The following is a 25,407-nucleotide window of genomic DNA, read 5'->3' as shown; positions in this document are numbered from 1 at the left end:
GCAGTTTCGCCTGGTGGTGCGGTATGCGTGCCGGTCGCGAGCATCAGCTCGGCGTGCCGGCGGCCGCGAGGATGATGGAGATGACGGCGACCCCGACCACGGTCAGCGTCACTCCCACCATGACGGTCTTCATCAGGAGCTTGAACGGGTTCTGCAGGACGATCACGAACGGCTGCTGGAACTTGCTGATGATGCTCACCATCACCAGCACCACCGCGCAGATCAGGAGGACGACGAGCACGACCACGCCCTGCCCTCCGTCGCTGTCCCCCGAGGCGATCAGTGTGTTCAGAGATGGTGCGCTGCCCGCGTTGTAGCCGGTCACCGGGTTCCCCTCCCTCGTGCGGCCGAGCAAGGTGCGGGTCGCAGGGCGACCGCTGATTCCGCGGGGTCCAGAGGTGTTCGAAAGACCTGCGGTCCGTCAGTCCTCGTCGCTGAAGAGAGCGGCGGGGCGACTGGTGTTCAGCTGAAAAATACTTGACCTCAGTCTGACCACACTGAAGCCTCAAGGCAACCCATTTCAGGTACTGATTCGATCCAAAACTTGAAATTTCAGTGCCATTCAGCCATGCCGCCCGAGACTGCTGATCATCACCTGCGAAGCTCAGGAACCCTTGCAACGTTGTCATTTTCGATCACATGGTGACATCAATTGGTGTCACTGAAAATGTCGTCCCGACAGTTGTCGCCCGCTATTGTTCGGGGTATCCGGCAAAGCAGGAAGAGTGCAGGACACGCGCGGTTTCAATTCCGCTCAGGCTCTCCCCGACTGAAGCCCTTCAGTGGTTAACTTGATGAGTCGGCGTGGACTGTAGTTCCAGCGGACTTCAGTGAAGCGGGGGTGTGGTGGAGATGGCCGAGGCAGCGAACACCCGTCTGGGCAACCGGTTGAGGTCCCTGCGGCAGCATCACTACTCGCAGGTGGTCACCCAGCGGCAACTCTCCACCGCGCTGAGACTGAGCGGTGCACTGATCAGTTCCTGGGAGAGCGGATCGGCGGTCCCTCCGGAAGACCGTCTCAACGGCTATGCGCGGTTCTTCTGCTCGGAGCGTTCGATCGAGGGGTCGGTGGCCCGGCTGCTGCCGGAAGAAGAGCTCACCCCCGACGAGGAGTACACGCGGGAACGGCTTTTCGAAGACCTGCGGGCACTGCGCAACGAGGTTCTGGACGAGCCGGGTGACTTCGGCCGGGAGACCGGCGCGCTCGGCGGGCGCTTCCTGCACTACGCGGACGGCCAGCCCATCACGATTCTCTGCACTCCCCTCAGCGCCCGGCAGCTGGGGTACGACGATGCCCGGGCGCAGGTCGCCGACCTGCTGCCGGCGGTGCAGTACACCACCAACCAGCACCACCCCAACTATGTGCGCAACCTCGGTAACGCCGACATCGACGCCCTGATCGAGCTGGTCGGTCACGTGCGGGCGGAGAACCCGACCGCCGACGTGCAGTGGATGACGTACGACCGGGTCAGTTCGGCCGACCAGTTCACCGGCCACCTCATCCTGCTCGGTGGGGTGGACGAGAACATCCAGGAAGTGCCGGACGGCACGGTCAACGTCCTGGGTGTCCTGCGCGACCAGCTCGACGTGCCGATCCGGTTGCAGTGGGACGAGGACGGCATCGAGTTCGACGGCGAGGTCCAGGTGCTGCTCGACGGTGAGGGCATCCCGACCTCCGACGTGGAGAAGGTCCAGGTGCGCGAACCGCACCGGCCCGAGTGGGTGGCCGGCACCTCCGACAGCCGCAACCGGCAGTACCTGCGGGGCGTGCCCCAGCTGCTCTCCGACGTCGCGATCATCCAGCGCACCCGTAACCCGTTCAACCCGGGCGCGTCCGCGACCCGGTTCGGCGGCATGTTCAGCCGTGGCACCTACGGCGCGGTACGCGCCTTCACCGACGCCCGATTCCGCTCGCGAAACGAGCAGTGGCTCGAAAACACCCTCGAATCCGAGGACTTCTGGATGCTGCTGAGGGTTCCGGTCATCGCCGGAACCACGATGACGCCTGACCTGGGGCGCGCGGCCACCCGAATTCGTACCTCCTGAGTCTTCCTGAGTCTCCTGCCCGCGACCCGCCCCCGGCCGGTCGCCTGAGCCGAAAACCGGGTCATGACCTTCATGTCTCCTGCGTCCACGCCGTGGACGCACACTCAGCCGTGCTCGCCCGCGGTCCCGGGGCCCACGACGGCACCTGCCCCGGATCGCGCGGCCGACTACCGAGCCAGTCACTCGAGCCTGCTGGGCAGCATCTACGGTCCGGGCCGGCCCGTCCTCCCGCCCGAGGGCAGCGAGCTGGGCGCCTACGGCCCCCGGCTCGGCGAACGGCTGCCGGGCGGCCCTCGGCGCGGCGGCATCGTGGTGCCGACCTGCCGCGATTTCCTCACCACCAAGCCCGGCCTGATCTTCGCCGCCGAGCTCGCCCAGGCCCACGACTGCTACCTGTTCGTCGTGCTCAGCCGCGACGCCCGGGCCCCGGAGTTCCCCGCCAGCATCCGCGAGATGCTCGGCGAGGCACTGATCCTCATCGAGCTGGACGAGGTGCACGCCGACTGGGGCCCGGGGCTGGAGTCCTCGCAAGACCCCCTCAGTGCCCTGCACCGTGTCAACGATGTCGGCCGCAAGCGCAACCTCGGCCTGATGCTGGGCCAGCGCCTGGGCTGGGAGTTCCTGCTCTTCCTGGACGACGACATCTCCCCGCACGAAAGGGTTTCCACGCTCGACGAGAAGCACCTGGCCCACGCCCTGCGGGTGATGACTCTGGACGACGACCTGCAGGCCGTCGGCTGGCCGCTGGTCGGCTTCGACGACAACTCGGTGGTCGGTCATGCCCGCCCCCTGGCCGACCTGCCCCAGGACATCTTCATCAGCAGCGGGGCCCTGCTGCTGCGCTGCACCCAGCAGATGGCCTACTTCCCGGAGAACGTCTACAACGAGGACTGGCTGCTGATGATCATGCTGCTGGCCCGCTCGGGCAACTACCAGCGGGCCCTCGCCGCGGGCGGCCCGGTGCGCCAGCAGGAGTACGACGCGTTCTGCCCGGTGCGCGCCCGGTCCGAGGAGGTGGGGGAGATCCTCGGCGAAGGCCTGATGAACCTGGTGGAAGACCACGGGCCGGGCTTCGTGAGCCTGATGAGCAATCGTTTCTGGAAGCGGGTGAAGGCGGGACGTCGCACCCTGCTGCGCACCATCATGGAGAGGGTCGCCGACCGGGAGCGCGTCGTCGACTGCATGAACACTGCACTCCAGACGCACGGGGATATCCCCCTCCCCGGTCTCACGAAATACGCCAGAACCTGGTGGCAGGATCACGAGCAATGGGAACTCGTGCTGGTCAGCCTGCAGTCCGAGGCACGCGACCGGCGTCCCGAACCGGAGATCGCGAAGCTACTCATGAGTCCGCGCGCACCCTGGCAGTCGCCGTCGAACTGAGGGGGTTGCCAGGAATCCCCTGTCCCCGTCAGCATCGGTAACGGCTGAGGGCGGACAGTCTCGGCCTGACAGCGCATTGCTCCCGCCACCCGCTGTCATCGCACGGGGAAAGGCGGGGAAACATGCTGGACGGGGAACATTGGCGGCCGGTTGCGCACCATGCTTCGCATGCGCATCTGATCCGCTCGGACTGGCCTGAGAACTATCAGCGCTCGGTCTCCGCGGTCGTGGTGCCCGCGAGCAGACCGAGCTGGAATCTGGGGCCTGCGGTACGGCTGGCCGAGGAACTCGGCTGCCCTCTGGTCGTGGCGTGCAGCGCCCGGGCCGAGGTCGCCGAGGTGGCGCTCGAGCTGGAGCGGTGGCAGGGAGTGGCCTTCCGGATCGGTGTCGAGCCGCCCGTTGCCGTGCGCCGGCTGCGCACCCGGCAGCTGGCACTCGACACCCCGGCCGACGACCCGCGCGTGCCCCGGGCCCGCCGGGAGCCAGCCGGTGACCTGACCGGCCGGGCCCTGCTGACCCGAGCCCGAACAGCACCCGACGGGGCGATGAGTCAGGCGCCTTATGTGGACGTCTCGACCAAGCGCAATGTCGCGCTGCTGCTCGCCCGCCAGCTCGGCTGGCGGCGATTATTGTTCCTGGACGATGATATTCAGCCACCCCCGGCCCGGGAGATTCTGCGGGCCACGGCGATGCTCGGGCCCTCCGGTGCCTCGATGGCCAGCTGGCCGGCGCAGGAGTTCCCCGACAACTCGGTGGTCTGCCACGCCCGGCGGGTGGTCGGCCTGGAGCAGGGCACCTTCCTGGCCGGCGGCTGTCTGCTGGTCGACCTGACCCGCACACTGCCGTACTTCCCCGGCGTCTACAACGAGGACTGGCTGTTCTGCTGGGAGGCCGTGCGCGACCGGCGCATGGCCATGCCCGGCAGCGTCGACCAGATGCCGTACAACCCGTTCGACCCGCGCCGCGCGACCCGGGAGGAGTTCGGAGACGTGCTGGGGGAGGGGCTCTTCGCCCTGCTGCACCGATCGCCCGCCGACGTCCTGCTGGGACTGGTCGGTCAGGGTCCGGCCGCCGAGCGGGCCCGCCAGGTGGAACCCGCTCGCTACCGGGGCTACTGGTCGCAGGTGCTCGCCGGGCGGCATGCGATGCTGGCCGAGGTGACGGGCCGGCTCGAGGCCCGGGCGGCCACCGACCCGGAGGCGGCCGTGCAGTTGCGGGCCGTGCGCGCGGGGCAGGAGCGGCTGAACCTGATCACCCCGTACGAGCTGGCCGAGTTCGTCGCGCTCTGGCTGCAAGACCTGCAGACCTGGCGGTACGAGCTGGCCCAGCTGCACCGGCAGGAGACCTTCAAGGGGGCGTTCAACCAGCTCGGCATCGACGAGTTCCAGCGGGTGGGCGTCATGTAGGGGGAGGCAGCGCGCCGGCCTCCATCGCGACCATCACCGCCCGGGTCCGGTCGTCGACGCCCAGCTTGGCGAAGACCCGGAGCAGATGGGTCTTCACGGTCGCCTCACCGATGAACAGCTCGCGCGCGATCTGGACGTTGGACAGGCCCCGCGCCACCGCCCGCAAGACCTCGACCTCGCGCGGCGTCAGCGGGTTCACCGGGGGCGGGGCCGGCGGGGTGCGCAGGCGGGAGACCAGTCGCGCCGCGACCGGTGGGGCCAGCACGGTCTCGCCGCGGGCGGCGGCGCGCACCGCGTCGACCAGCACCGGGCGGGGTGTGTCCTTCAGCAGGTAGCCGGTGGCCCCCGCCTCGACCGCGTGCACGATGTCGTCGTCCGTGTCGTAGGTGGTGAGCACCAGCACCCGGGTCTGCGGCAGGGTGGAGGTGATCGTGCGGGTGGCGCTGACGCCGTCCACACCGGGCATGCGCAGATCCATCAGCACCAGGTCCGGGCGCAAGGCGGTGGCCCGGGTGACGGCCTCCGCACCGTCCGCGGCCTCGCCCACGATCGTCAGGTCGGGCTCCACCTCGAGCAGCCCGGCCAGACCGGAACGCACGATCGGGTGGTCGTCCGCCACCAGGATCCGGATCACCCGGTCACGTCCCTGGGGACCCGCACGGTGATCGTCGTTCCCCGGCCGGGAGCGCTGACCACCTCGATGCCGCCCCCACCCGACCGGGCCCGGTCGCGCATGCCCGTGAGCCCGAAGCCCCGTGGTGCCACCTCGTCCTCCATCTCGAAACCCTTGCCGTCGTCCGAAATCTCGACCATCGCGTCCTCTGCTGTACCGCTCAGCCGCACCGACACCGAACCGGCCCCCGAGTGCCGCCGCACATTGGCCAGACCTTCCTGGGCGGCGCGCAGCAGCACCACCTCGCGATCGCGGGTGAGGCCGGTCAGGTCGCCGGTCACCTGGATCCTGGTCGTGATCCCGGTCTCCTGACCGAACCGGCCGGTGAGCCGGCGTACCGCGTCGGCCAGGGTGCTCCCGTCCAGCCCGACGGGAGAGAAGGAGGCAACGAGAGATCTTGCTTCACCGAGGTTCTCGCGGGCGACCGACTCGATCAGGGCGAGCTTGCCGTCGAGCGCCGAATCCTCCTCGGGGAGCGCCGCCCGGGCCACCTGCGCGAGCATGACGATGCTCGTGAAGCCCTGGGCCAGGGTGTCGTGGATCTCCCGGGCCAGTCGCTCGCGCTCGGCCTGTACGCCCTGGGTGTGGTGCGCGCGCCCGAGTTCCGCGCGGGTCTGCTCGAGTTGATTTATCAGCTCTGATCTTTCGGCCGACTGATCGATCACGCCCTGGATCCAGAGGCCGAACGCGCCGGAGAAGACGGTGCTCATCACCATGATCGGGAGAGTGAGGCCGGCGTTCTCCGCGTTCCAGCCGCCCCCGGTCATGAAACCGAGGGTGGCGGACAGCCCGAGCAGGCCGGTCAGGATCACCCCGGTCCGATTGTCCGGGGAGAACAACCACACCTGCGGGAACACGATGCACAGCAGGAGAGCAAGGGACGAGTCCGTACCGCACGCCACCCCGGTCGCGACGATCGCGGTCAGCAGATAGGCGATCTCGGGCCGCCCGCGGCCCGGCACGTGCATGTCGGGGCGGAACGCGAGGAAGGCCAGCACGATTGCCGCGATGCAGACCAGCGCGAGGTTCCGTTGCGGCGCGTTCAGGTCGGGGGCCGTCACCAGACGGATGACGGCCACCATCATGAAGGCGGCGAACCCGAGGCCCCACCCGCGGGCGAAACGGTTCCAGACGTGCGGTGCGGTCGTCACCGGGAGCCCGGTCGTTGCCAGCGGAAGGTGCGCAGGGCCAGTACCGACCCGATCACCAGCCATGCCGTCAGTATCAGGGCGGTCGGGCCGAGCTGCCAGGATCCGGAGACCTCAGCCCCGGCGAAGTCCGCGGGCAGGAACACCGAGCGCATGCCCTGCGCCAGCCAGCGCAGCGGGAAGACCGATCCGACCGCCTGCATCCAGCCCGGGAGATCGGTGAACACGAAGAACACCCCGGAGACGAACTGCAGCACGATCACCACCGGGCTCACCACCGCCGCGGCGCTCTTCGAGGAGCGGGCGAGCGAGGAGTAGGCGATCCCCATCACCGTGCCGGCCCCCGCGCCGAGCACGAAGATCCAGGCGAACCGCAGCCACAGCAGCGGGTCGGTGGGCAGTTCCAGGCCGAACAACGCGGCGCCCACGGCCAGCAGCACCGCGGTCTGCACCAGGCTGGTGGCCAGCACCAGGCCGATCTTGCCGAGGAAGTACGCCACCGGCGGCATCGGAGTGCCCCGCAGTCGCTTCAGGGTGCCGTCGTCCCGCTCGACCGCGATCCCGATGGCCAGCGTCTGGAAGCTGGACAGGACGATACCGCTGGCGATCATCCCGGCGGCGAAGTACTGGGTGAACGACACACCGGGGGCCAGATCGGTATCGAAGACGGAGCCGAACACGAAGAGCAGGATCAGGGGGAAGGAGAAGGTGAAGACCACCGTCTCGCGCAGCCGGAAGAACTCCTTCAGCTCGATCCCGGTACGGGCCAGCCCGATCGAGAGAGCGCTCGGCAGAGTGTCATTCATCGCCTGCTCCGATCATTCCGAGGTAGATGTCCTCCAGGGTGGGGCGCAGGACCTGAAGATCCGGTACCTCGCCGCCGTACTGCTGTGACAGGTGCGCCACCGTGTTCGTCGGGGCGGCGGTGAGCTCCTCGCCGTCCCGCCACACCACCCGCGCACGCTGCTGCTGCCGCCCGCCGAGTTGAGCCGGGGTGTTCACCTCCACCAGCCGACCGCCCACGATCACCCCGACCCGCCCGGCCAGCTGCTCGGCCTCGTCCAGGTAGTGCGTGGTCAGCAGGATCGTCGTGCCCTCGTCCCGCAGCTGCCGGATCAGCTCCCAGAACGAGCGCCGGGCCTGCGGGTCGAACCCCATCGTCGGCTCGTCGAGGAACAGCAGCTCGGGGGAGCCGACGATGCCCAGCCCCACATCCAGACGCCGTCGCTGCCCACCGGACAGCGCCCGCACCCGGGTGTTCCGCTTCGGCTCCAGACCCACGGCCCCGATCACCTCGTCCACGTCCCGCGGCCGCGGGTAGTACCGGGCGAAGTGGCCGACCAGCTCACCGACACTCAGCTCGGCGTAGTCGTTCGAGCTCTGCAGCACGATGCCGATCCGGGAGCGCCACGCCCGTCCGGCCCGCTGGGGGTCCTGCCCGAGCACGCTGACCTCACCGCCGTCGCGCTCGCGGAATCCCTCGAGGATCTCGGTCGTGGTGGTCTTGCCGGCCCCGTTGGGGCCCAGCAGCGCGAAGATCTCCCCGGCCCGGACATCGAGGTCGAGATCTCTCACCGCGGTCAGGTCGCCGTAGCGTTTGGCCAGGCCGCGTACCCGGATGGGCAGGGAATCGGTATCCATGCCGTCATACTGGTTCCGGGAGTCACCACGCAGGGGCAACCAACGGGCTGACAGACGTCCACCGGTCGGTGGACAGAACTGGCGGCACAGCGGTGCAGACACCCCCGATGAGGTGCCGGTTCGACCAAGGGCCTCATCGATGCGTAGACTCTCGCCCGGGTAGTTGCGATCCGCCAGTGCGCCAATGGTGTGCTGACCGGAAGTGAGCCTCTACTCGTAGGGCAGTGGCGCAATTGGTAGCGCACCGGTCTCCAAAACCGGCGGTTGTGGGTTCGAGTCCCTCCTGCCCTGCGGGATGTGTTCGTGGCAACAGGATGTGCCACGAGGCCGACAAGGGCCCGTATCGACAGGTTCGATACGGGCCGCGACCACGGGCCGACCTAGATCCACGCCTCGGCGCTGGTTCGGGCGGACCCGGGCCTGACAACGGGGCCTAGACAACCAGGTGAGGACCGTGAGCAGCACGTCATCGACGAAGAAGCGCAGGGGCGGGCCGATGCTCTTCCTGCGGCAGGTCGTGGCCGAGCTGCGGAAGGTTGTCCGGCCTACCCGGAACGAACTGATCACCTACACGTCTGTAGTGCTGGTCTTCGTCATGGCCGTGATGCTGTACGTGTCGGCGCTGGACTTCGGCTTCGGCAAGTTCGTGCTCTGGGCGTTCGGCGGCGGCAGCTAGGTCGCCTCCAGGCCGGCTCCCGTAGAGGATCGCAAGATCGAACGTGAGCGTTGAGAGCGGGCCTGACCTGAACGTGACCAGGCCGAAGGTACGAAGGGAAGCAGGACAAAGCGTGTCCGAGAACACCTCGCAAGTCACCGAGGAGGAGATCGACCTCGCCGCCAAGGCAGCTGAGGCCGATTCCGACGCCGCCGCCACCGAAGAGGTGGCGGACGCCCTCGAGCAGGACGAGCTCACCTCGGCCGACGAAGCTGACGAGACCGACCAGGCTGACGAGGCCGATGAGGCCCCGACCGCCGGTGCGGACGACGAGCCTGCCGTCGACCCGGTCGAGGAGTTCAAGGCCGGCCTGCGCCGCGCCCCCGGCGACTGGTATGTGATCCACTCGTACGCGGGTTACGAGAATCGGGTCAAAGCCAACCTCGAGAACCGCACCACGAGCCTCAACATGGAGGATTACATCTTCCAGGTCGAGGTTCCGATGGAAGACGTGACCGAGATCAAGAACGGTCAGCGCAAGCAGGTCCGCCGGGTGCGCATTCCCGGTTACGTCCTCGTGCGCATGGACCTCACCGACGAGTCCTGGGGCGCCGTCCGGCACACCCCGGGGGTCACCGGTTTCGTCGGGCACACGCACCAGCCGGTGCCGCTGAGCCTGAACGAGGTGTTCTCGATGCTCGCCCCGGCCCTGGAGCCGGCGGAGAACGCGAGCACCAGCAAGAGCTCCGGCAAGTCTGAGGTGAAGGTCGTCGACTTCGAGGTCGGCGAGACCGTCACCGTGATGGAGGGGCCGTTCGAGACCCTGCCGGCCACCATCTCCGAGATCAACGCCGACGCCCAGAAGCTCAAGGTGCTGGTCTCGATCTTCGGTCGAGAGACTCCGGTTGAACTGTCGTTCGCCGACGTCTCCAAGATCTGATCGCACCCATAACACCCGGAAAAGGAACAGCGTCATGCCCCCCAAGAAGAAGGCCAAGGTCTCAGCTCTGATCAAGCTGCAGATCAATGCTGGCCAGGCAACTCCCGCCCCGCCGATCGGCCCTGCGCTCGGTCAGCACGGCGTGAACATCATGGAGTTCTGCAAGGCGTACAACGCCAAGACCGAAGGCCAGCGCGGCAGCGTGGTGCCGGTGGAGATCACGGTCTACGAAGACCGTTCCTTCACCTTCATCACGAAGACCCCGCCGGCCTCCGAGCTGATCAAGAAGGCCGCGGGCGTTCCCAAGGGCTCTGGTGAGCCCCACAAGACCAAGGTCGGCACGCTCACCGCCGCCCAGGTCCGGGAGATCGCCCAGACCAAGCTCGAAGACCTGAACGCCGCCGACCTGGACAACGCGTCCCGGATCATCGCCGGCACCGCCCGCTCGATGGGCATCACGGTCCAGGGCTGAGTCCCTCCCCGTACTGAACTTTTTTCACAGCACCACGTGGCAGGGCCGAGCGCGGTCCGTCGACCACAACCTCTCCAGGAGGAGAACCATGAAGCGCAGCAAGTCCTACCGCGCAGCGGCGGAGAAGATCGACAGCTCTGAGCTGTACTCCCCGGTCGACGCGGTCAAGCTGGCCAAGGAGACGTCGAGCACCAAGTACGACGCCACCGTCGAGGTCGCGTTCTGCCTGGGTGTCGACCCCCGTAAGGCCGACCAGATGGTCCGCGGCACCGTGAACCTGCCGAACGGCACCGGCAAGACCGTCCGGGTGCTGGTCTTCGCCACCGGTGACCGTGCCGCGCAGGCCGAGGCCGCGGGCGCCGACATCGTCGGCTCCGACGACCTGATCACGAAGATCCAGGGCGGCTTCCTCGACTTCGACGCCGTCGTCGCCACCCCCGACCTGATGGGCAAGGTCGGGCGTCTGGGTAAGGTGCTGGGCCCGCGTGGCCTGATGCCGAACCCGAAGACCGGCACGGTGACGATGGACGTCGCCAAGGCGGTCGAGGAGATCAAGGGCGGAAAGATCGAGTTCCGCACCGACAAGCACGCCAACCTGCACTTCATCATCGGGAAGACCTCGTTCACCGAGACCCAGCTGGTGCAGAACTACGCGGCCGCGATCGACGAGGTCATGCGCCTCAAGCCGTCCGCCGCGAAGGGTCGCTACCTGAAGAAGGCGACCATGACCACCACCATGGGCCCGGGCATCCCGGTCGACCCGACCCAGGTGCGCGTGCTGGTCGAGGACCAGGCCTGAGCCTGTTCCGCACCGGCATGAACCCGGGCGCCTGACGCCCGGGGCAACGACCTGATGGAAGGCCCCGTTCGCGTTCTGCGAACGGGGCCTTTCTCATGATCACTAAAGCGCATCATCAGCATCTGGCAGGGGTAATTTCTACTGATCCGCAAGGTAGGGTTAATCGGCGCGGCGCCAGACGGGGATACACCTGTCCCTGGTGAGGGTCCAGCAGCCGGGCCCCAGCGCCGTTTGCTGTGCACAAAAGTGTGGGGCGGAGGCCCGGTGTACGAAACTGAACGACTGGAAGAGCCGGCGGCACGCTCGGAGAGCAGGCTGCTGCTCGTCGAGGACGACGACGGTGATGCGCTGATCGTCGAGGACCTTCTGGACCTCGCCGGCAGTGACTTCGAGATCGTTCGCGCCCGCAGTCTCAAGCAGGCTCGCGACCTGCTGCGCCGTAGCCGCTTCGGTTGCGTCCTGCTCGACCTCGGCTTGCCCGACGGGCAGGGCCTCGGCGTCGTGCATGCCTTGCTCGACGAGGCCTCCGACGTCGCGGTCATCTGCTTCACCGGCCTGGACGACGAGCGCTCCGGCGCCGCCGCAGTCGCCGCCGGGGCACAGGACTACCTGGTCAAGGGCCAGGTCGACGGCGAGCTGCTGAGCCGGGCGATCCGTTATGCGATGGAGCGCCGCCGGGCCGAGGAGCAGTCCCGCCAGCTCTACGCCAGCGAGGTGCGGGCCGGGGAGTACGCCCGTCTGGAGCGTGGCCTGCTGCCGCTCACCCAGACCCGCGACCCTGCCCTCGGCGTCACCGCGCGCTACCGGCCGCAGTCCGGTGACCTGCTCGGCGCCGACTTCTACGACGTGGTCGAGGCTCCCGACGGCCGGGTCTTCGTGCTGATCGGCGGCGTCGCCGGGCACGGGCCGGAAGAGGCCGCGCTCGGGGTCAGCCTGCGCGTCGCCTGGCGGGCGCTGGTGATGGCCGGGGTCGACCCGAACCGCCTGCTGCCGGTGCTGGAAGACGTGCTGATCCGGGAGCGGCGCTCGGACGAGATCTTCGTGCAGGCCACGCTCTGCGTGATCGACGCCGACCGGCTCACCGCGCACCTGTGGCTCGCGGCCCACCTGCCGCCGGTCCTGCTCGACCCGGTGCCCACGCCGCTGCCGGGTGACCCGGCCAGCCTGGCGCTCGGGCTCCTCCCGCCGGGGGCCTGGCGGGGCCGCAAGATCACCCTGCCCACCCGCTGGCGGCTGCTCTTCTACACCGACGGCCTGGTCGAGGGTTCCCGTGGCCACGGCATGCCGCACGAGCTGGGCGTGCCCGGTCTGCTCGAGCTGGCCCGGTCCAGCCGCACGATCAGTGACGACGGGGCGGACGTGGTGGACGACCTGCTCGACCGGGTGCAGGGCGCGCACGGGGGAGAGCTGCCCGATGACGTCGCGGTGATCGCCGTGCAGTGGCCCCGGGAATTCCAGTGACGAGAGACCTTCAGTGACGCAGACGCAGACCGTGACCGGCAACACCCGGTGGGACCGGGTCCGGCAGCCCCGGGTCTGGGGTGTCCACGGCCGCATCGCCGCCGCCCTGGTCGTGGTCGTGGCGCTGCTCACCGGGGTGGTCACCGCGGCCGTGGTGACCCTGCTGGAGACCCGGCAGGTGCAGCGCGAGGTGGTCCGGGACTACTACACCGGCCTGCGCTCGTCGCAGAACTACTTCATCGGGATGCTCGACTCCGAGACCGCGATCCGCGGCTATGCGCTGACCCACGACAAGGCCTCGCTCAAGCCCCTGAACGAATCCGGCCAGCCCTGGGCTCACCCGGTCTCCGGCGACCTGAGCAAGGTGCTGCCCGACACCCGCGCAGTGCCGAAGATGCAGGAGGCCGAGGAGGCTGCCCGGATCTGGTACGAGGACTGGGCCGCCCCGATGATCCAGTTGATCGACAGCGGCGCGAACCTCACGCCGGCAGACGTCAACGAGGGGCGCCGGCTCTTCGACAACTTCAGGAGCGCCTACACCGAGACCATCAATACTCTTCGCCCGGAGCGGGAGAAGGCCGCCGTCCACCTGGCCGACGTGACCAACCTGGGATTTGCCATTGGTGTGCTCAGCGCGATCATCTGCCTGATCGCCGGGTTGGTGCTGTGGATCCTGATGCGGCGCTGGGTGAGCCGGCCGGTGGCGTTCCTGGCCGGTGAGGCCCGGATCGTGGCCGACGGTGAGCTGGGCCATCAGGTCATCGGCATCGGGCCGCCGGAGTTCGTGCAGCTGGGCGCCGACGTCGAGATGATGCGGCACCGGCTGATCACCGAGGTCGAACAGGCCGAGCAGGCCCGGCGCGAGACGCTGCAGGCAAGGGCGATCCTCGAGGACCAGACGCAAGAGCTGCAGCGGTCGAACCGGGAGCTCGAGCAGTTCGCCTACGTCGCCTCGCACGACCTCCAGGAGCCGCTGCGCAAGGTGGCGAGCTTCTGCCAGATGCTGCAGCGGCGCTACGGCGGGCAGCTCGACGACCGGGCCGACCAGTACATCCACTTCGCGGTGGACGGCGCCAAGCGCATGCAGCAGCTGATCAACGACCTGCTGGAGTTCTCCCGGGTGGGCCGGCTCAGCGCGCCCTCCGCAGACGTGGACCTGTCCGAGTGCCTGGAGAACGCGCTGCTGAACCTGGAGACGGCCAAGGAGGAGTCGGCGGCCGAGATCACCGCCGACGACCTGCCGGTGGTGCACGGTGAGGCGCCGTTGCTGACCCAGGTGATGCAGAACCTGATCGGCAACGCGATCAAGTTCCGGGCCGGCGCGGCCCCCCGGATCCGGATCGCCGCCCGGCGGGACGGTGAGTTCTGGGAGTTCACCTGCTCCGACAACGGCATCGGCATCGAGCAGGAGTACGCCGACCGGGTCTTCCTGATCTTCCAGCGCCTGCACGCCAAGGAGGCCTACGGGGGCACCGGCATCGGGCTGGCCATGTGCAAGAAGATCATCGAATACCACGGCGGGAAGATCTGGGTCGAGCCGCCGCCCGCCGGCCCGTTGGCGCAGCCCCGGGACGGCGTCTGGCAGCCGGGCCAGGACGGCCCGGGCACCACCATCCGCTGGACGCTGCCGGTCAGCTCCGACCTGAAGGTGCTGGAGCTCGAGCCCACGGTGAAGGTGACGCGTTGATAGCGATCCTGCTGGTCGAGGACGACCCGGGCGATGTCCTGATGACGCAGGAGGCCCTGGAGGGCACCGGTGTCGCCAGCCGGCTGAACGTGGTGGGGGACGGGGCCCAGGCCCTGGACTTCCTCTACAAGCGGGGTGCGTACACCGACGCACTGACGCCCGACCTGATCCTGCTCGACCTGAACCTGCCGAAGGTGCACGGCCGCGAGGTGCTGGCCCAGGTCAAGGACGACCCGCAGCTGCGGCAGATCCCGGTGGTGGTGCTGACCACCTCGGAGGCCGAGGAAGACGTGCTGCACAGCTACGACCTGCACGCCAACGCCTACGTGACCAAGCCGGTGGATTTCGAGCAGTTCGTGAAGGTGGTCCGGCACATCGACGACTTCTTCGTGAGCGTCGTCCGGCTGCCCCGGCGCTGAATTTTGTTCTGAGCCCTCTTGCCCCGTACTCTTGACGTAGCCAAAGATCGCCGGTCGCCGTCCTCTACCGAGTTCGGCCTAAGGTCCCGCCATTGCGTGGGCGACCTGCGTAGGTGTCCGGATCGGCTTTGATTGCTCTGCCCCTGGTGGGTGGAAGACTTCTCAACGCCCCGTGCATCTGCGCGGGGCGTTTCGCACGTCTGGGGCCGTGACCGCACCGGCAACAGAAGTGAAGGAGTCCCATGGCACGGGCAGACAAGGCTGCGACGATCGCAGAACTCACCGAGAAGTTCCGCGGTTCCAACGCCGCGGTCCTGACCGAGTACCGAGGACTGACCGTCTCCCAGCTCACGCAGCTGCGTAAGAGCATCGCGGAGCACGCGACCTACACGGTCACCAAGAACACGCTGACGAAGCTGGCCGCGCAGAACGCCGGCGTCACGGCGTTCGACGGCGAGCTGGCCGGTCCGAGCGCGGTCGCGTTCGTCACCGGTGACGCGGTCGAGGTGGCCAAGAGCCTGCGTGACTTCTCGAAGGCGAACCCGGCGCTGGTCGTCAAGGGCGGTTTCCTTGACGGCAACCCGCTGACCGCCGACGAGGTGCGCAAGCTCGCCGACCTGGAGTCCCGCGAGGTGCTGCTGGCCAAGATGGCCGGCGCGATGAAGGCGTCCCTCACCAAGGCCGCCGTCCTCTTCAACGCCCCGCTCTCCAAGACGGTCCGGACTGTCGACGCCCTCCGGGCGAAGCAGGCCGAAGGCGCTCCCGCAGCTGCCGAGAGCGAGACCGCGGCCGAGACCGTGGAGGCCTGACCTCAGGTCAGTCCCGCACCACCTGATTCATCTGGATCCTGCGCAGCAGATCCACTTCTCCAGACCTCGTTGCGGAGCATGTCTCGCAACGCAGTACCGAAAGGGATAGCCACCATGGCGAAGCTCAGCACCGACGAACTGCTCGACGCCTTCAAGGAACTGACCCTGATCGAGCTCTCCGAGTTCGTGAAGGCGTTCGAGGAGACCTTCGACGTCACCGCCGCCGCCCCGGTTGCCGTGGCCGCCGCCGGTGGCGCCGCTCCGGCCGAGGCCGCTGTGGAGCAGGACGAGTTCGACGTCATCCTCGAGGCGGCCGGTGACAAGAAGATCCAGGTCATCAAGGAGGTCCGTGGCCTCACGAGCCTGGGTCTGAAGGAAGCCAAGGACCTGGTCGACGGCGCCCCGAAGGCCGTCCTCGAGAAGGTCGCCAAGGACGCTGCGGAGAAGGCCAAGGCTGCCCTCGAGGGCGCCGGCGCCACCGTCACCCTGAAGTGATCTCCGCCCGGCACACCGCCGGGCATGCTCCACGGTTCCCCGTACCGCCCGGCGGTGCGGGGAACCGCTGCTTTGGGATGATTCACATCGCACCGGTCGTCGCGCACCGGTCGTCGTCCCGTACCTCTTGAAGCTCTGGGTTCGCCCTGTCACCCGATCGGCCGAACGGCCAGGTAGCAGGCTCGTTCCTCCGGATGATGTGGCTCTGCACCGTTCGTGGTCCGCGAGTGTGACCGGAAGTCGACGCAAAGTCGGCGCACCGGTCACCGGAATGTCGCGGCGCGTGGGGTTGACGCTGGTCTGAGCGCTTGTCATGCTCTTTCTGCAAGCACCGCCGTAGAGCGTGAAGATGCAGGTGAGCCGGGCTACGCCCATCGTCTGCGCCAAGCTCCGAACGGCGACGTGCTGAGTTGCCAGCACCGGCTGAAATGCCGGTTAGACAGTCCTGGCCATTTTCCGGTAGGGTGAGCCTTTGCGCTGACCTCTGCCCTCCGAGCGTCGATTCGCGGGAGAATCCAGAGCGCGCGCACGTTACGCCCGCAGGCCCGTGGAAGGACCCCTCTTGGCTGCCTCGCGCACCGCGTTCAATGGCTCGACTAGCCCGTCCGGCCGTATCTCTTTCGCCAAGATCCATGAACCGCTTGAGGTTCCCAACCTCCTGGCATTGCAGACCGACGCCTTCGACTGGCTGCTCGGCAACAACAAGTGGCAGGCACGGGTGCAGGCCGCCGTCGACGGTGGCCGCCAGGATGTGCCCATCACCTCTGGTCTTGAGGAGATCTTCGAAGAGATCTCCCCGATCGAGGACTTCTCCGGATCGATGAGCCTGTCGTTCCGTGACCACCGCTTCGAACCGCCCAAGTACTCGATCGACGAGTGCAAGGAGCGGGACATGACCTACTCGGCCCCGCTGTTCGTGACGGCCGAGTTCATGAACACCACCACCGGTGAGATCAAGAGCCAGACCGTGTTCATGGGCGATTTCCCGCTCATGACCGAGCGCGGCACGTTCGTGATCAACGGCACCGAGCGAGTCGTCGTCTCGCAGCTGGTCCGTTCGCCCGGTGTCTACTTCGAGCGCTCGATCGACAAGGCCTCGGACAAGGACATCTACACCGTCAAGGTGATCCCGTCGCGCGGTGCGTGGCTGGAGTTCGAGATCGACAAGCGCGACATGATCGGTGTCCGCATCGACCGTAAGCGCAAGCAGTCGGTCACCGTGCTGCTCAAGGCGCTGGGCTGGTCCGAGGCGCAGATCCTCGAGGAGTTCGGCGAGGTCGACTCGATCCGCCAGACGCTGGAGAAGGACCACACCGCCAGCACCGACGAGGCGCTGCTCGACATCTACCGCAAGCTGCGCCCGGGCGAGCCGCCGACCCGTGAGGCCGCGCAGACGCTTCTGGAGAACCTGTACTTCAACCCGAAGCGTTACGACCTCGCCAAGGTCGGCCGGTACAAGATCAACAAGAAGCTGGGCCTGAGCCAGCCGCTGACCGACAGTGTGCTGACGGTCGATGACATCATCGCGGCCATCCGCTTCCTGGTGACGCTGCACGCCGGCGGCACCTCGATGCCGGGCACCAAGAACGGTGACCCGATCGACCTGGTGGTCGAGGTCGACGACATCGACCACTTCGGCAACCGGCGTCTGCGCACGGTCGGTGAGCTCATCCAGAACCAGGTCCGTACCGGCCTGTCCCGGATGGAGCGCGTCGTCCGCGAGCGGATGACGACCCAGGACGTCGAGGCGATCACACCGCAGACCCTGATCAACATCCGCCCCGTGGTGGCGTCGATCAAGGAATTCTTCGGCACCTCGCAGCTGTCGCAGTTCATGGACCAGAACAACCCGCTGGCCGGCCTGACCCACAAGCGTCGTCTCTCGGCGCTGGGCCCGGGTGGTCTGTCCCGTGAGCGGGCCGGGTTCGAGGTCCGTGACGTGCACCCCTCGCACTACGGCCGGATGTGCCCGATCGAGACCCCGGAAGGCCCGAACATCGGCCTGATCGGCTCGCTCGCCACCTACGCGCGGATCAACCCGTTCGGCTTCGTCGAGACCCCGTACCGCCGGGTCGAGAACGGCCAGGTCCTCACGGACATCGACTACCTGACGGCCGACGAGGAAGACCACGTCATCGTCGCGCAGGCGAACGCCCCTCTCGCCGAGGACTGGCGTTTCGTCGAGGACGGCGTCCTGGCCCGGTCGAAGGGTGGCGAGGCCGAGCTGGTCCCCGCCGCCGAGATCGATTACATGGACGTCTCGGCCCGGCAGATGGTGTCCGTCGCCACCGCGCTGATCCCGTTCCTCGAGCACGACGACGCCAACCGCGCGCTGATGGGCTCCAACATGCAGCGCCAGGCGGTGCCGCTGGTGAAGTCCGAGGCTCCGCTGGTCGGTACCGGCATGGAGTTCCGGGCCGCGGTCGACGCCGGTGACGTGGTTGTCGCTCACACCGCCGGGGCGGTCACCGAGGTGTCGGCCGAGGCCGTCACCACGATGAACGACGACGGCACGCACACCACCTACAAGATCGCCAAGTTCCGCCGGTCGAACCAGGGCACGTCCTACAACCAGCGCGTGCTGGTGGACGAGGGCCAGCGCCTGGAGGTCGGCTCGGTCATCGCCGACGGCCCGGCCACCGATCTCGGTGAGATGGCGCTCGGCAAGAACCTGCTGGTCGCGTTCATGTCCTGGGAAGGGCACAACTACGAGGACGCGATCATCCTCTCCCAGCGTCTGGTGCAGGACGACGTCCTCTCCTCGATCCACATCGAGGAGCACGAGGTCGACGCCCGCGACACCAAGCTGGGCCCGGAAGAGATCACCCGGGACATCCCGAACGTCGCCGAGGAGGTCCTCGCCGACCTCGACGAGCGCGGCATCATCCGCATCGGTGCCGAGGTCGTGCCCGGCGACATCCTGGTCGGCAAGGTCACGCCCAAGGGCGAGACCGAGCTGACGCCGGAGGAGCGGCTGCTGCGCGCGATCTTCGGTGAGAAGGCGCGGGAGGTCCGGGACACCTCGCTGAAGGTGCCCCACGGTGAGGTCGGCACGGTCATCGGCGTCAAGGTCTTCGACCGCGAGGACGGCGACGAGCTGCCCCCGGGCGTCAACCAGCTGGTGCGCGTGTACGTGGCGCAGAAGCGCAAGATCACCGACGGCGACAAGCTGGCCGGCCGTCACGGCAACAAGGGCGTCATCTCCAAGATCCTCCCGGTCGAGGACATGCCGTTCCTCGAGGACGGCACGCCGGTCGACATCGTGCTCAACCCCCTGGGTGTGCCGAGCCGGATGAACGTCGGCCAGGTGCTGGAGACACACCTGGGCTGGGTCGCCTCGCGCGGCTGGGAGATCGAGGGCGAGCCCGACTGGGCCAAGCTCATCACCGAGGACCGTCGCCAGGCTCCGCCGAACACCCGGGTCGCCTCACCGGTCTTCGACGGTGTGCGGGAGGAGGAGATCATCGGTCTCCTCGACTCCACCCGGAAGACGCGTGACGGCGTTCGCCTGATCGACGGCTCCGGCAAGGCGACGATCTTCGACGGCCGCACCGGCGAGAAGCTGCCGATGCCCGTCTCGGTCGGCTACATGTACATCCTGAAGCTGCACCACCTGGTGGACGACAAGATCCACGCCCGCTCCACCGGTCCGTACTCGATGATCACGCAGCAGCCGCTGGGTGGTAAGGCGCAGTTCGGTGGTCAGCGCTTCGGCGAGATGGAGGTGTGGGCCCTCGAGGCCTACGGCGCCTCCTACGCCCTGCAGGAACTGCTGACGATCAAGTCCGACGACGTGGTGGGTCGCGTCAAGGTCTACGAGGCGATCGTCAAGGGCGAGAACATCCCGGAGCCGGGCATCCCGGAGTCGTTCAAGGTCCTCATCAAGGAAATGCAGTCGCTGTGCCTCAACGTGGAGGTGCTCTCGAGCGACGGCACCTCCATCGAGATGCGCGACTCGGACGAGGACGTGTTCCGCGCCGCCGAGGAGCTGGGCATCGACCTGTCCCGTCGTGAGCCCAGCAGCGTCGAGGAAGTCTGAGCCGGAAGTAGCGCCGCGCGGCCCGTGTCAATTGGAAGGATGCGGGCCGCGCCGGCCTCCCGCTCACCACGGACTGAGAAGTCCGGTCAGTAAAAAATTAAGAACCACCCAGGAGAAAGCAGGCACGTCTTGCTGGACGTCAACTTCTTCGACGAACTGCGTATCGGCCTGGCCACCGCCGAAGACATCCGGCAGTGGTCGCACGGCGAGGTGAAGAAGCCGGAGACCATCAACTACCGCACGCTCAAGCCGGAGAAGGACGGGCTCTTCTGCGAGAAGATCTTCGGTCCGACCCGGGACTGGGAGTGCTACTGCGGTAAGTACAAGCGCGTCCGCTTCAAGGGCATCATCTGTGAGCGCTGTGGCGTCGAGGTCACGCGCGCCAAGGTGCGTCGTGAGCGCATGGGTCACATCGAGCTCGCCGCCCCGGTGACTCACATCTGGTACTTCAAGGGTGTCCCGAGCCGTCTGGGCTACCTGCTCGACCTGGCGCCGAAGGACCTCGAGAAGGTCATCTACTTCGCCGCCTACATGATCACCTGGGTGGACGACGAGTCCCGCCACCGTGACCTTCCCTCGATGGAAGCGAACATCGAGGTGGAGAAGAAGGAGATCGAGAACCGGCGCGACTCCGACGTCGAGGCCCGGGCCAAGCGTCTCGAGGGTGACCTGGCCGAGCTCGAGGCCGAGGGGGCCAAGGGCGACGTGCGCCGCAAGGTCAAGGAATCGGCCGAGCGCGAGATGTCGCAGCTGCGCAAGCGTGCCGACGCCGAGATCGACCGCATCCAGCAGGTCTGGGACCGCTTCAAGAACCTGAAGGTCCAGGACCTCGAGGGTGACGAGATCCTGTACCGCGAGATGCGGGACCGGTTCGGCATCTACTTCGAGGGTGGGATGGGCGCCGCCGCTATCCAGAAGCGGCTGGAGTCCTTCGACCTGAACGCCGAGGCCGAGAACCTGCGCGAGACGATCGCGACCGGTAAGGGCCAGCGCAAGACCCGCGCCCTGAAGCGGCTCAAGGTGGTCTCCGCGTTCCTCACCACCAACAACTCCCCGCTCGGCATGGTGCTCGACTGCGTCCCGGTGATCCCGCCGGACCTGCGGCCGATGGTTCAGCTCGACGGTGGCCGGTTCGCCACCTCCGACCTGAACGACCTGTACCGCCGCGTGATCAACCGGAACAACCGCCTCAAGCGTCTTCTCGACCTGGGTGCGCCGGAGATCATCGTCAACAACGAGAAGCGGATGCTGCAGGAGGCCGTCGACGCACTGTTCGACAACGGCCGCCGCGGCCGGCCGGTGACCGGCCCGGGTAACCGCCCGCTGAAGTCGCTGTCCGACATGCTCAAGGGCAAGCAGGGTCGTTTCCGTCAGAACCTGCTGGGCAAGCGCGTCGACTACTCCGGCCGTTCGGTCATCGTCGTCGGCCCGCAGCTCAAGCTGCACCAGTGCGGTCTGCCCAAGCAGATGGCGCTCGAGCTGTTCAAGCCGTTCGTGATGAAGCGCCTGGTGGACCTCAACCACGCGCAGAACATCAAGTCGGCCAAGCGCATGGTCGAGCGGGCCCGCCCGGTCGTGTGGGACGTGCTCGAAGAGGTCATCTCCGAGCACCCCGTGCTGCTGAACCGCGCGCCCACCCTGCACCGTCTGGGTATCCAGGCGTTCGAGCCGCAGCTGGTCGAGGGCAAGGCCATCCAGATCCACCCGCTGGTCTGCTCGGCCTTCAACGCCGACTTCGACGGCGACCAGATGGCGGTGCACCTGCCGCTGTCCGCCGAGGCGCAGGCCGAGGCCCGCATCCTGATGCTGTCGAGCAACAACATCCTGAAGCCGGCCGACGGCCGTCCGGTGACCATGCCCACCCAGGACATGATCATCGGTCTGTACCACCTGACTCTCGACAATGACGAGAGCCCGGTCGGTGAGGGCCGTTCGTTCAGCTCCATCGCCGAGGCGATCATGGCTTTCGACGCGGGTCAGCTGCACCTGCAGGCGAAGATCAAGCTGCGCTTCGACGACATCGTGCCGCCGAGCGACTGGCAGGCCCCCGAGGGATGGACCGCGGGCGAGCCGGTCATCCTCGAGACCAGCCTGGGCCGGGCCCTGTTCAACCAGACCCTGCCGCCGGACTACTCGTTCGTCGACAAGGTGGTGGGCAAGAAGGAGCTCTCGGCGATCGTCAACGATCTCGCCGAGCGTTACCCGAAGGTGGCCGTGGCCGCGACGCTGGACGCCCTCAAGGCGGCCGGTTTCCACTGGGCCACCCGGTCCGGGGTCACGGTCTCGATCTCCGACGTCGTCACCCCGCCGCGCAAGGCCGAGATCCTCGACGGCTACGAGCAGCGTGCGGCGAAGGTGCAGGCGCAGTACCTGCGCGGTCTGATCACCGACGACGAGCGCCGTCAGGAGCTCATCGAGATCTGGACCAAGGCGACCAACGAGGTTGCCAAGGAGATGGAAGCCAACCTCCCGCGCACGAACTCCATCTACAAGATGGTGTCGTCCGGTGCCCGTGGTAACTGGATGCAGATGCGCCAGATCGCGGGTATGCGAGGCCTGGTCGCCAACCCCAAGGGCGAGATCATCCCGCGCCCGATCAAGGCGAACTTCCGCGAAGGCCTCTCCGTGGTCGAGTTCTTCATCTCGACCCACGGTGCCCGTAAGGGTCTGGCCGACACCGCCCTGCGTACCGCCGACTCGGGTTACCTGACCCGTCGTCTGGTGGACGTCTCGCAGGACGTGATCATCCGTGAGGAGGACTGCGGCACCGAGCGCGGTCTGGTCATGCCGATCGCCACGGAGACCCCCGACGGGGGCATCCGGGCGCACGACTCGGTCGAGAACAGCGTGTACGCGCGGTCCCTGGCCCAGGACGTGGTGGTGGACGGCGCGGTCGTGCTGGCCGCCAACACCGACCTCGGCGACCCGAGCATCGAGCTGCTGCTGTCCAAGAACGTCCGCGAGGTCAAGGTGCGCTCCGTGCTCACCTGCGAGTCCAAGGTGGGCACCTGCGCCCGCTGCTACGGACGCTCGCTGGCCGCCGGTCACCTCGTGGACATCGGTGAGGCCGTCGGCATCATCGCGGCCCAGTCCATCGGTGAGCCGGGTACCCAGCTGACGATGCGTACCTTCCACACCGGTGGTGTCGCGGGTGAGGACATCACCCACGGTCTGCCGCGTGTGCAGGAGCTCTTCGAGGCCCGTACCCCGAAGGGTGTGGCCCCGATCTCCGAGGCCGCCGGCCGGGTGCGGATCGACGACACCGACCGCTCGCGCAAGCTCGTGGTGGTGCCGGACGACGGCTCCGAAGAGGTCGCGTACCCGGTGTCGAAGCGTTCCCGCCTCCTGATCGAGGACGGTCAGCAGGTCACGGTCGGCCAGAAGCTGATCATGGGTGCGATCGACCCCAAGCAGGTGCTGCGTATCCTCGGGCCGCGTGCGGTCCAGGTGCACCTGGTGGACGAGGTGCAGAACGTGTACCGCAGCCAGGGTGTGGGTATCCACGACAAGCACATCGAGGTGATCGTCCGCCAGATGCTGAAGCGGGTGACCATCATCGAGTCCGGTGACGCCGAGCTGCTGCCCGGTGAACTGGTCGAGCGGGCCCGGTTCGAGACCGAGAACCGTCGGGTGGTGGCCGAGGGCCTCCAGCCGGCCTCGGCCCGTCCGGACCTGATGGGTATCACCAAGGCGTCCCTGGCGACCGACTCGTGGCTGTCGGCGGCCTCCTTCCAGGAGACCACCCGCGTCCTCACGAACGCCGCCATGGAGGGCCGCAGCGACCCGCTGCTGGGCCTCAAGGAGAACGTCATCCTCGGTAAGCTCATCCCGGCGGGTACGGGTCTTCCCCGCTACCGCAACGTGCGGGTCGAGCCGACCGAGGAGGCGAAGGCCGCCATGTACGCGATGCCGGGCTACGAAGAGGTCGACTACGGCCACTTCGGTGTCGGCACCGGCCAGGCGGTCCCGCTGGAGGAGTTCGACCTCGGCCGGTACGACCGCTGAGGTAGCAGAACTGATGTCGATTCCCGGCTGTCTCCGTGCTCCGGTTCCCGTAGAGGAACAAAACCGGCGCGCGGGGCGGTTGGGGACCGTGGGTGTGGGGTGGGTCCGGCGTCCGGCCGGGTTCACCCGCCACCGGACGGATGAGACAGGGGAGCAGCCCCTGACCCGAGTGCGGGCCGTTTTGACGCTCGCGCGGGCCAGCGGGTAGCCTCACAGTTCGTGCCCGAGTTCTCTTGGGCTGCCGCGCGTGCCCTCCTGGCGGTCCGGAAGCTGTCAGCGTGTGTAGTGCGCAAGCGAAGCTCCCATCCCGCGGGACGTCGCCGGGCAATATCGCGAGGATCGCGACACGCCCGAGCGCGGGGTGCGGCCGCAAGGTCGTTCGCGACGATCCGGACACAGCAACACCAGCACCACCCAGCAAGTCAGGTAGCACAAGCGAGCAGAGAGTTCGGAGAACCGGTGCCCACGATCCAGCAGCTGGTCCGAAAGGGCCGGCAGGACAAGGTCAGCAAGACCAAGACCCCTGCTCTCAAGGGCAGCCCCCAGCGCCGCGGTGTGTGCACGCGTGTGTACACAACCACGCCGAAGAAGCCGAACTCCGCTCTGCGTAAGGTCGCGCGTGTCAAGCTGACCTCCCAGATCGAGGTCACGGCGTACATCCCGGGTGTCGGTCACAACCTGCAGGAGCACTCGATCGTGCTCGTCCGCGGCGGCCGTGTGAAGGACCTTCCCGGCGTCCGGTACAAGATCATCCGCGGCTCGCTCGACACCCAGGGTGTCAAGAACCGTAAGCAGGCTCGCAGCCGTTACGGCGCGAAGAAGGAGAAGAGCTAATGCCCCGCAAGGGCCCGGCCCCGAAGCGGCCGCTCGTCGTCGACCCCGTGTACGGCTCGCCGCTGGTCACCCAGCTGGTGAACAAGATCCTGCTCGACGGTAAGAAGTCCACCGCCGAGAAGATCGTCTACGAAGCGCTGGAGGGTTGCCGCGACAAGACCGGCAACGACCCGGTCATCACGCTCAAGCGTGCGCTGGACAACGTGAAGCCGGCCCTCGAGGTCCGCAGCCGCCGTGTGGGTGGCGCGACCTACCAGGTTCCGGTCGAGGTCAAGGCCGGTCGCTCCACCACCCTGGCGCTGCGCTGGCTCGTCGGCTACTCCCGGGCCCGCCGGGAGAAGACGATGACCGACCGTCTGATGAACGAGATTCTGGACGCGAGTAACGGCCTCGGCGCGGCGGTCAAGCGTCGCGAGGACACGCACAAGATGGCGGAGTCCAACCGCGCGTTCGCTCACTACCGCTGGTAATTCAGCCGGTAGTCATCTACCCACC

21 protein-coding genes and 1 tRNA gene are annotated in these 25,407 nt (G+C 67.6%); 17 read left to right on the top strand and 5 right to left on the bottom strand.

Annotation, left to right across the window (positions count from 1 at the left end; genetic code table 11):
* Nucleotides 1-43: 43 nt before the first annotated feature.
* Nucleotides 44-325, bottom strand: coding sequence for a hypothetical protein (locus tag LR393_RS08030; protein WP_231482843.1), 282 nt, complete (start codon nt 323-325; stop codon nt 44-46).
* Nucleotides 326-852: 527 nt separating this feature from the next.
* Between LR393_RS08030 and LR393_RS08025 the strand changes: the two genes are divergently transcribed.
* The 3 genes from LR393_RS08025 (at nt 853) to LR393_RS08015 (ending at nt 4,835) form a co-directional block, all read left to right on the top strand.
* A complete protein-coding gene (locus tag LR393_RS08025; RefSeq protein ID WP_231482841.1) occupies nt 853-2,046 on the top strand; it encodes a helix-turn-helix domain-containing protein in 1,194 nt (397 codons plus the stop codon).
* Nucleotides 2,047-2,118: 72 nt separating this feature from the next.
* Nucleotides 2,119-3,429, top strand: coding sequence for a hypothetical protein (locus LR393_RS08020; RefSeq protein WP_231482840.1), 1,311 nt, complete (start codon nt 2,119-2,121; stop codon nt 3,427-3,429).
* A 122-nt stretch (nt 3,430-3,551) separates the two neighbouring features.
* Entirely contained in the window at nt 3,552-4,835 is a 1,284-nt protein-coding gene (locus LR393_RS08015) for a hypothetical protein (protein ID WP_231482837.1), read from the top strand.
* Here the strand turns inward: LR393_RS08015 and LR393_RS08010 are convergent.
* The 4 genes from LR393_RS08010 to LR393_RS07995 are packed head-to-tail and all read right to left on the bottom strand — an operon-like array spanning nt 4,828 to nt 8,297.
* A complete protein-coding gene (locus tag LR393_RS08010; protein WP_231482832.1) occupies nt 4,828-5,469 on the bottom strand; it encodes a response regulator in 642 nt (213 codons plus the stop codon). The two genes, LR393_RS08015 and LR393_RS08010, sit on opposite strands and share 8 nt — an antisense overlap.
* Nucleotides 5,466-6,659, bottom strand: a complete 1,194-nt coding sequence (locus LR393_RS36265; protein ID WP_231482831.1) for a sensor histidine kinase — start codon at nt 6,657-6,659, stop codon at nt 5,466-5,468. The genes LR393_RS08010 and LR393_RS36265 overlap by 4 nt, the downstream gene beginning before the upstream one ends.
* A complete protein-coding gene (locus tag LR393_RS08000) occupies nt 6,656-7,462 on the bottom strand; it encodes an ABC transporter permease (protein ID WP_231482828.1) in 807 nt (268 codons plus the stop codon). Before LR393_RS08000 ends, LR393_RS36265 begins: the two co-directional genes overlap by 4 nt.
* A complete protein-coding gene (locus LR393_RS07995) occupies nt 7,455-8,297 on the bottom strand; it encodes an ABC transporter ATP-binding protein (RefSeq protein WP_231482826.1) in 843 nt (280 codons plus the stop codon). The genes LR393_RS08000 and LR393_RS07995 overlap by 8 nt, the downstream gene beginning before the upstream one ends.
* Nucleotides 8,298-8,515: 218 nt before the next feature.
* On the opposite strand from LR393_RS07995, the gene LR393_RS07990 reads away from it, so the two are divergent.
* The 14 genes from LR393_RS07990 (at nt 8,516) to rpsG (ending at nt 25,382) form a co-directional block, all read left to right on the top strand.
* Nucleotides 8,516-8,588: transfer RNA gene (locus LR393_RS07990), tRNA-Trp, on the top strand.
* Between the two features lie 163 nt (nt 8,589-8,751).
* Nucleotides 8,752-8,973: a preprotein translocase subunit SecE gene (gene secE, locus LR393_RS07985; protein ID WP_231482824.1), complete on the top strand. Its 222-nt coding sequence runs from the start codon at nt 8,752-8,754 to the stop codon at nt 8,971-8,973.
* 112 nt (nt 8,974-9,085) lie between these two features.
* Nucleotides 9,086-9,892, top strand: coding sequence for a transcription termination/antitermination protein NusG (nusG, locus tag LR393_RS07980; RefSeq protein WP_345718735.1), 807 nt, complete (start codon nt 9,086-9,088; stop codon nt 9,890-9,892).
* A 34-nt stretch (nt 9,893-9,926) separates the two neighbouring features.
* Nucleotides 9,927-10,364, top strand: coding sequence for a 50S ribosomal protein L11 (gene rplK, locus LR393_RS07975; protein WP_231482822.1), 438 nt, complete (start codon nt 9,927-9,929; stop codon nt 10,362-10,364).
* An 88-nt stretch (nt 10,365-10,452) separates the two neighbouring features.
* A complete protein-coding gene (gene rplA, locus LR393_RS07970; RefSeq protein WP_231482821.1) occupies nt 10,453-11,163 on the top strand; it encodes a 50S ribosomal protein L1 in 711 nt (236 codons plus the stop codon).
* A 264-nt stretch (nt 11,164-11,427) separates the two neighbouring features.
* Nucleotides 11,428-12,624, top strand: coding sequence for a PP2C family protein-serine/threonine phosphatase (locus LR393_RS07965; protein WP_231482820.1), 1,197 nt, complete (start codon nt 11,428-11,430; stop codon nt 12,622-12,624).
* A 13-nt stretch (nt 12,625-12,637) separates the two neighbouring features.
* Nucleotides 12,638-14,311, top strand: a complete 1,674-nt coding sequence (locus LR393_RS07960) for an ATP-binding protein (RefSeq protein ID WP_231482819.1) — start codon at nt 12,638-12,640, stop codon at nt 14,309-14,311.
* On the top strand, nt 14,308-14,730 hold the full coding sequence (locus tag LR393_RS07955) for a response regulator (protein ID WP_231482818.1): 423 nt from the start codon (nt 14,308-14,310) through the stop codon (nt 14,728-14,730). Before LR393_RS07960 ends, LR393_RS07955 begins: the two co-directional genes overlap by 4 nt.
* 242 nt (nt 14,731-14,972) lie before the next feature.
* Entirely contained in the window at nt 14,973-15,539 is a 567-nt protein-coding gene (gene rplJ / locus LR393_RS07950; RefSeq protein ID WP_231482817.1) for a 50S ribosomal protein L10, read from the top strand.
* Between the two features lie 114 nt (nt 15,540-15,653).
* Nucleotides 15,654-16,034, top strand: a complete 381-nt coding sequence (gene rplL, locus LR393_RS07945; RefSeq protein ID WP_231482816.1) for a 50S ribosomal protein L7/L12 — start codon at nt 15,654-15,656, stop codon at nt 16,032-16,034.
* Nucleotides 16,035-16,596: 562 nt separating this feature from the next.
* On the top strand, nt 16,597-20,073 hold the full coding sequence (rpoB, locus tag LR393_RS07940; RefSeq protein WP_269326820.1) for a DNA-directed RNA polymerase subunit beta: 3,477 nt from the start codon (nt 16,597-16,599) through the stop codon (nt 20,071-20,073).
* Between the two features lie 129 nt (nt 20,074-20,202).
* Entirely contained in the window at nt 20,203-24,078 is a 3,876-nt protein-coding gene (locus LR393_RS07935) for a DNA-directed RNA polymerase subunit beta' (protein ID WP_231482814.1), read from the top strand.
* A gap of 459 nt (nt 24,079-24,537) precedes the next feature.
* The gene (gene rpsL / locus LR393_RS07930; protein WP_052530777.1) at nt 24,538-24,912 is read left to right on the top strand and encodes a 30S ribosomal protein S12; all 375 of its coding nucleotides are present in this window, start codon (nt 24,538-24,540) and stop codon (nt 24,910-24,912) included.
* Nucleotides 24,912-25,382, top strand: coding sequence for a 30S ribosomal protein S7 (rpsG, locus tag LR393_RS07925; protein ID WP_231482812.1), 471 nt, complete (start codon nt 24,912-24,914; stop codon nt 25,380-25,382). Before rpsL ends, rpsG begins: the two co-directional genes overlap by 1 nt.
* The last annotated feature ends 25 nt before the right edge of the window (nt 25,383-25,407 follow it).

Origin of the sequence: Kineosporia mesophila, assembly GCF_021129235.1 — a bacterium.
Lineage (GTDB): Bacteria > Actinomycetota > Actinomycetes > Actinomycetales > Kineosporiaceae > Kineosporia > Kineosporia mesophila.
This window is presented reverse-complemented; position numbering and strand designations above follow the sequence as displayed.